Annotated in this window: 6 protein-coding genes; 1 reads left to right on the forward strand and 5 read right to left on the reverse strand. The window is 61.7% G+C overall.

Annotation, left to right across the window (positions count from 1 at the left end; genetic code table 11):
* The 3 genes from KBZ07_RS14320 to KBZ07_RS14330 form a co-directional block, all read right to left on the reverse strand.
* The coding region (locus KBZ07_RS14320) for a type I polyketide synthase (protein WP_254932240.1) at positions 1-1,626 on the reverse strand (1,626 nt) is incomplete at its 3' end.
* Between the two features lie 25 nt (positions 1,627-1,651).
* Complete coding sequence (locus KBZ07_RS14325; protein ID WP_254932241.1) at positions 1,652-2,755, reverse strand: MGDG synthase family glycosyltransferase; 1,104 nt, start codon at positions 2,753-2,755, stop codon at positions 1,652-1,654.
* 2 nt (positions 2,756-2,757) lie between these two features.
* The gene (locus KBZ07_RS14330; protein ID WP_254932242.1) at positions 2,758-4,017 is read right to left on the reverse strand and encodes an MFS transporter; all 1,260 of its coding nucleotides are present in this window, start codon (positions 4,015-4,017) and stop codon (positions 2,758-2,760) included.
* Between the two features lie 157 nt (positions 4,018-4,174).
* Here KBZ07_RS14330 and KBZ07_RS14335 point away from each other — a divergent pair, with 157 nt between their 5' ends.
* Positions 4,175-4,615, forward strand: a complete 441-nt coding sequence (locus KBZ07_RS14335) for a hypothetical protein (protein ID WP_254932243.1) — start codon at positions 4,175-4,177, stop codon at positions 4,613-4,615.
* An 8-nt stretch (positions 4,616-4,623) separates the two neighbouring features.
* Here the strand turns inward: KBZ07_RS14335 and KBZ07_RS14340 are convergent, their stop codons facing one another.
* Together KBZ07_RS14340 and KBZ07_RS14345 are read right to left on the reverse strand one after the other, a co-directional pair.
* The gene (locus tag KBZ07_RS14340; RefSeq protein ID WP_254932244.1) at positions 4,624-5,472 is read right to left on the reverse strand and encodes a carbohydrate ABC transporter permease; all 849 of its coding nucleotides are present in this window, start codon (positions 5,470-5,472) and stop codon (positions 4,624-4,626) included.
* A 172-nt stretch (positions 5,473-5,644) separates the two neighbouring features.
* The coding region (locus tag KBZ07_RS14345) for a 2-isopropylmalate synthase (RefSeq protein WP_254932245.1) at positions 5,645-6,700 on the reverse strand (1,056 nt) is incomplete at its 5' end.

The following is a 6,700-nucleotide window of genomic DNA, read 5'->3' on the forward strand; positions in this document are numbered from 1 at the left end:
AAATAGCCAAGCCAGCTTGCCAAGGCGCCTTGATGCGGTATTGCAGTAAACGCCTTCAGGAAGAGGACGTCGGTCGCTTGCCAAGGATTGGAGCTGGGACACCAGATGATCCTTATCTCGAGCCAGAAAGACCGCCCGCCTTCGAAAGCCAGTGCGACCTAGGTTTGCGGAAGCAGCCAGATCGGTGAGCTTGGTGTTGGGCTGCTCCTGCAACTGCTGAACTAACTCGAAGGCAATCCTGTTGAGAGCCTCAGGTGTACGAGCCGAGAGGGTGATTAGCTGCAGCGGCATGCGCGCGCCAAAGCGAATAGGCGCGCTCTGGCGGGGAGCATCTGCCAGCACGACATGGGCGTTGGTTCCACCGAAACCGAAGGAACTAACCCCCACCACCAAGGCTCGATCCTGATGGGGGAACGGCTCCAGTTCGGTCTGAACCTGCAACTTTAGGCCGGCAAAATCAATGGAAGGATTTGGGCGGAGGCAATGCAAGCTGGGGGGTAGTTGTCGCTTAGCTACGCAAAGGGCCGCCTTGATCAATCCGGTTATGCCAGCAGCAGTTTCCGAGTGACCAAGGTTGGTTTTCACCGAACCCACGCGGCAGAACTCCCCCTCAGTACGCCCTTCGCCAAGCACGGTGCCGAGAGCCCGAAGTTCAATCGGATCTCCCTGGCGAGTGCCCGTACCGTGAGCCTCGACGTACTGGGTAGCCGATGGGTCAATGCCTGCCTTGGCAAAGGCCGCGCGCACGCAGGCGATCTGGGCCCGAGCATTGGGAGCAACCATGCCATTGCTGCGGCCATCAGAATTGACGGCTGAGCCATGAATAACCGCGTAGATCGAATCTCCGTCTGATTGGGCAGCGGCTAGGGGCTTGAGCAGCACCGCCCCGGCTCCCTCCGAACGAACATATCCGTCAGCACTGGCATCAAAACTCTTGCAACGCCCATCCGGCGCCAGCAGGCCGGCCTTGCAAAAGCTCATTTGAATACCGGGGTGAATCAACGCCTGCACACCACCGGCGAGGGCAGCCTCGGATTCGCCCCGCCAGATGCTTTCGCAGGCCAAGTGCACCGCTACCAGGGAGGAGGAGCAAGCGGTGTCGACAGTGAAGCTGGGGCCCTTGAAATCAAAGAAATAGGAGAGACGGTTTGCAGCTATGCAGCCTGTGTTGCCTGGCAACACGAATGGCTCGTTGTCGGGAGTAACAAAGCGCTCCCGCGAAGCCCAAAGCAAGGAGCTGTAGTCGGCGCTGGAGATGCCCATAAACACCCCCACCGCCGTGCCGCGCACATGCTCTAGGGGCTTGCCTGCATCCTCGAGGGCCCGCCAAGCCACTTCAAGCAAAAGCCTCTGCTGGGGATCCATACAGACCGCTTCCCTGGGCGTAATGCCGAAAAAGGCCGCATCGAACTGATCGATGCCCTCTACAAAACCGCCGTGGCGCACATGCTGAGTGAGCGGATGGCCAGGGTCAGGGTTGTAGTGGAGATCCAAATTCCAGCGGTCGGGGGGCACCTCTGTGATCGCCTCACGCCCTTCCCTTAGAAATCGCCAAAAACTTTCAGGTGAATTGATACCCGCCGGAAGCCGGCATCCCATGCCCACGATTGCAATCGGCTCTGGCATCGGGACTATCAAATGCATATCAATGTTACTCAAGGGCTAAGCGCTCGAGGATTTTGCCCGGATCGGCCGTAAGGCGGTGCTGCTGATAGCGATGCCGTAGGGCCAAATACGCAGGTGGATTGGTCAGCCATTGGTGCACCAAGGTTGACAGCTCTTTAGTCTGTCTAATGGCAGACTCCAATTCTCGGGCATGGAAATACCGGGGGGCCAGCAATTCCTGAGGCATGGTTGTGCCGTAATGGTTGAACACCAGTGGGCATCGCATAAACAGAGCCTCAGTGGCAGTTCGGGCACCTGGGCGACTAATCATGGCCCAGGCGCGACGATAAAGATCAGCCATCTCCGCCGGTCCCTGATAGTCGAGCACCTGAACAGCCAGCGCTGGGTGCCGATCTACCCAGGCCTGCACTTCCTCCCGCACAATCTGTCGTCGGCCGCATAGGGCCGCCACCGTCAGCTGACCAGCAAACGGCAGTAGCTGCTCCAGCAGGGGGATGTGGTTATTTGCTCCATTTGAGCCCGTGCCGAGCACCAACAGGGGCAGACCTTCAACAGCAGCAGGCGCCGGCCCACCATCGTGATAGTCCGGGTAAAGGAGGGGCCCAAGCAGCTCCACTGGAACCCCTGGACGTCGTCGCCGCACTTCCCTGACCACCTCCTCTGTAAGGGCCCAGAACAGGTCGGTTTTGCGACTGAGCCAGTTGCGGCTAAAGCCAAAACCACCATCGAGCTCAGTGCAGCAAGTGATGCAACGAAGCTGGTTACCCAAAACCCTTTTAGCCAAATCGAAATGGCCACGATTGGTGTGAGGGTGGGTGGAGATCAGCACATCCGGGCGGAAGTCCTGAAGCTCACGAATCAAGTATCGGCGCCCGAATAGAACGGTGCCTGGCTTGACCAGATCTTCCAGTTCCATAGCCCGCCAGTAGATCTGGTGCAGCCAGGGGCGTCGGCGTTGGATCCAGTTGTAGAGCTCTACGCCACCTCGATAGGTGCTACTCGAGCGCTCCAACACCTGATCGACACGCACTTCGATATTCGGCCGCTCACGCTCCAACCATTGCCGAATTGCCTCGGCGGCCGAGTCGTGAGCAGTGCCGCCACTGGATGTATAAATCAGAACTTTCATCACTATCTATTTTCATCCAGTTGAAGGCGTCCCAGCGGACGCCAGAGCCGCCAAAGAGGAATCAGCAAAACCCAGCCCAGCAAGCCGATCGCCATCGCCGTCGGGCGCCCCGGGCCCCGGCCAAGAGCGTCCAGCAGCCAAGCGGGCCAGTAGCTTCCCCGGATCAGCGGGGCTATCACCCCATCTGCCAGCAAGCTCATCCCCAGCAGAGCTCCTAGACGGGAGATCCACTCCAGGCCATAACGGCCGACAAACAGCCGCGGCTGTAAAGCCAAAGGCACCCAGGACAACCAAAGACTCTGGAGGGCGCCAAGAGCAACCGGAACCGCAGCAGCAAATAGGGCCACGGCCAAAAACCACACCCCCTGCCACTGCTGAAAGCACACCAGCCCAGCCCCGGTAAGTAGCACCGCCTGGAGCAGCAACACGATGCGCAGCCAGTCCAGCCAATGGCAGCGAGGCACCCGGGCCCATAGCCAGAGCCCACCGACATAGCCCAATCCGGCCAGGGCCAGAGCCAGGATCAGACGCTGGGAGCCGCTTGCCGCCACCACCCAGGCGGGGAAAGCGATCTCAATGGCAGCAAACACGCCTACCACCACGCTGTTGATCTGCAACAGGGGGCGCCAGCGCCGATTGCTCCACAACTCGCTCAAGGCATAGCGCACACCTACCTGAGGGGAAGCCTCATGACCAGCAGCCGTAGTGAGCGGGGCTGACAACGACTGCGGCCAGGCCACCAGAAGCGTGCAGGCCGCAGCAATAAGTGACGTAAGGCTGTCAGTGACGAGTACACCCGGCAACCCGGCCGTCGCCGCCAGCACAGCGCCGAGTAGGGGGGCTGCCATCACCACAGCTCCATCCGACCCAGCGAAGAGCCCGCTGGCCGCTCCCAGCTGCTCTCTAGACACAAATCTGGCCAGTTGGCTGGACCAGGTCACCAAAAGAGCCGCCTCTGCTGCCGCTGCCAGCCCAATGCAAAGCAACACCGGTGGCAGGGTGGCTGGACGCATCATCAAGGTGAAGGCCAGGCCCAAAGTGCAGGTGCTGCCGAGGCCGTTAGCGGCAAGCATCACCCGTCGCGGCGGCCAACGATCCAGTTGACGGCCCAATAGCGAAAGGGATGCCAACTTGGCCAACTGCACCACAACCGCCACCGCAGCAAAGGCACTCAGCTGGCCATGCTGCTGGAACAGCCACAGCCCCAAGGCGTAAAGACTCACCTGAGTGCCGAGGTTTGAGAGCAGCTGGCCCACCCACATGACCAGAAATGGCCTTGGCAGCGACCTAAGTTTTGGGCCAGCCACCGGCACAGTCGGCTCTCCTTTTCCAATACATTCAACCTCCCACAGGAGTTCACATCCCTGACAAAAGTCCTGCTTGCCGGCAGGATCGAAGCATCCTCGGCAGCTTGCCTTGATGACCCCAGCCCCTGACCAAGCCGCGATCAGCACCGAAGCCAGCCCCAACGGCACTTCACTCGCCTGGGTGCCCTGGCTGCAGGCCGGCGTCACGGCAATGCTTGTGGTGCTTTTCTTTGTGATCGTGGGCAAATCCCGCCAGCAGAACGCCACCATCCGCCAGCTGCAGGAGCGGGTGCAGGGGTTGGAGAACAGCCGGGCCCTTGATCGCACAAATGGCCTGGAACAGCAGTTACGCACCACCGTGGAGCGGCTGCAGGCGGTGGAGCGCAACGGCACCCGCATCGATGGGCTGAGCCGCGAAACCGCCAACCTGCGGGCCGAGCTCAGAAAGTTGCGCGCAACCCGCCCCAGCGAAACGACTGACCCGAAAACCGATGAGCTGCCTTTGGGAGTGCCAGCCCTGCCGCCTGTGCGCCCCCCTGCAACTGCTAACTGATCAGGTTTTCAACCTTTAACTGCATCGCCGGCGGCGCTGGGCAGGATGTAGCGCTGCAGACCGATAAACACCACCAGCACCGGCAGGATCGAAACCACCGCTCCTGCTGCCACCAGGCGCCAGTCGAGCGAAAAGCTGCTGGCCAGCTGCTGCAGCCCAAGCGGCAGGGTGTAGAGCTCGGGTTCATCGAGGATCACCAGGGGCCAGAGAAAATCGCTCCAGGTGCCGATAAAAACAAACATCGCCAGGGTGATCAGGTCGGCCCGGGCTGCTGGGATCATCACGTTCCACCACTCCCCCACGGGTGTGCAGCCATCGCAACGGGCTGCTTCCTCCAGCTCCACCGGCACCCCCAGGAAGCTCTGCCGCAGCAGGAAGATGCCAAAGGCGGTGGCCGCCTGGGGAATGATCAGGGCCCAGAGGGTGTTGCGCAGGCCGATCTGCACCATCAGCAGGTAGAGCGGAATCATCACCACCTGAAAGGGGATCAAAATCGTTGCTACCACTAGGGCCAGCACCAAGCCGCGGCCGCGAAAATTCATGCGGGCCAAGGGATAGGCCGCCAGCGAGCAGAAGAGCACGTTGGCCAGCACCGCCAGGCCACTCACAATCGTGCTGTTGAGCAGGTATGTGCCGATTGGATTGTCGGTAAAAAGGCGGCTGTAGGCCTCAAAGCTGGGCTGACTGGGCCAGAGGGCTGGCGGGCTGGTGAAAATGTCCTCCGCCGGACCCTTGAGCGAGGTGCTCACCAGCCACAGCAGCGGCACCAGCATCGCCAGGGCCACCAGCAACAGCAAAATCAGCTGGGCGGCGGCACTGAGCCGTGAGCGGCGCGGTCCGGAGAGGGGCAGGCTCATGGCGGGGGGAGCTGAAGGGAAGCAGATGACTCAGGGGGGCGGGCCGGGCCGGGGAGCAAGTGTTTTGGCGCTTAGCTTAGTCTTGGCTTAGCTAATCAACAAAAACAACACTCAGCCCAGGGCGTGATCCCAAACTGAAACGCCATACCCCCAGCTGCCTAAACCCACCTGCCTAAAACCTCGGCCGGTCGGCCAGGGGCAAGTCGCCCACTACGGGCAGCGGCGCCTTCTGGGGGTGCAGAGGCTGGTGACGCCCACCGGCTACCAGCCTATTGAGGGCGTTCACGAAGGCCTGGGCGGCGGCCACCACGATGTCAGTGTCGGCTGAGTGGCCCGAATAGAGCACACCCTCGTGGCGCAGCCGGATCGTCACATCGCCCATGGCATCGATACCTTCGGTCACCGATTTCACCGAAAATTCCACCAGCTCATTGGGCACCTGGGCCAGCCGATTGAGCGCCTGACACACCGCATCCACCGGCCCGGTGCCGATCGCCGCCTCGCTGAGCTCGGCGCCATCCGCAGTCACCAGGGTGACGGTGGCGGTGGGCTGCAAGCCAGTGCCACAGCTCACCTGCACGCTCTTGAGGGTGAAGCTGCCGCCATCCTGTTGCTGCACCTGCTCGCTCACGATCGCCTCGAGATCGCGGTCGCTGATCTCCCGCTTGCGATCCGCCAGCTCCTTGAAACGGGCGAAGGCATCGTCGAGATCCTCACGCTCGAGCGTGTAGCCCAGCTCCTCGAGCCGGGCACGGAAGGCGCTGCGGCCGCTCAGCTTGCCAAGGGAGATGCGGTTGTCCGCCAAGCCAACCGTGCGGGCATCAATGATTTCGTAGGTGAGGCGGTTTTTGAGCACGCCGTCTTGGTGGATGCCACTCTCGTGAGCAAAGGCGTTGGCGCCCACGATCGCCTTATTTGGCTGCACCGCCATGCCGGTGAGATTGCTCACCAGCCGCGAGGTCTTGGTGATCTCCTCGGTGCGCACGCCCGTGAGCGGTTCGGTGCTCTCGGCCGGCCGCCCCAGGAAGGGGTTGAAGTAGCTGCGCCGCACGTGCAGGGCCATCACCAGCTCCTCGAGCGAGGCATTGCCAGCCCGCTCGCCGATGCCATTGATCGTGCACTCCAGCTGGCGGGCGCCGTTTTTCACCGCCTCGAGGAAGTTGGCCACCGCCAGGCCCAGGTCGTTGTGGCCGTGCACCGAGATCACCGCCTGGTCGATGTTGGGCAC

This window comes from Cyanobium sp. BA20m-14, from assembly GCF_024346295.1.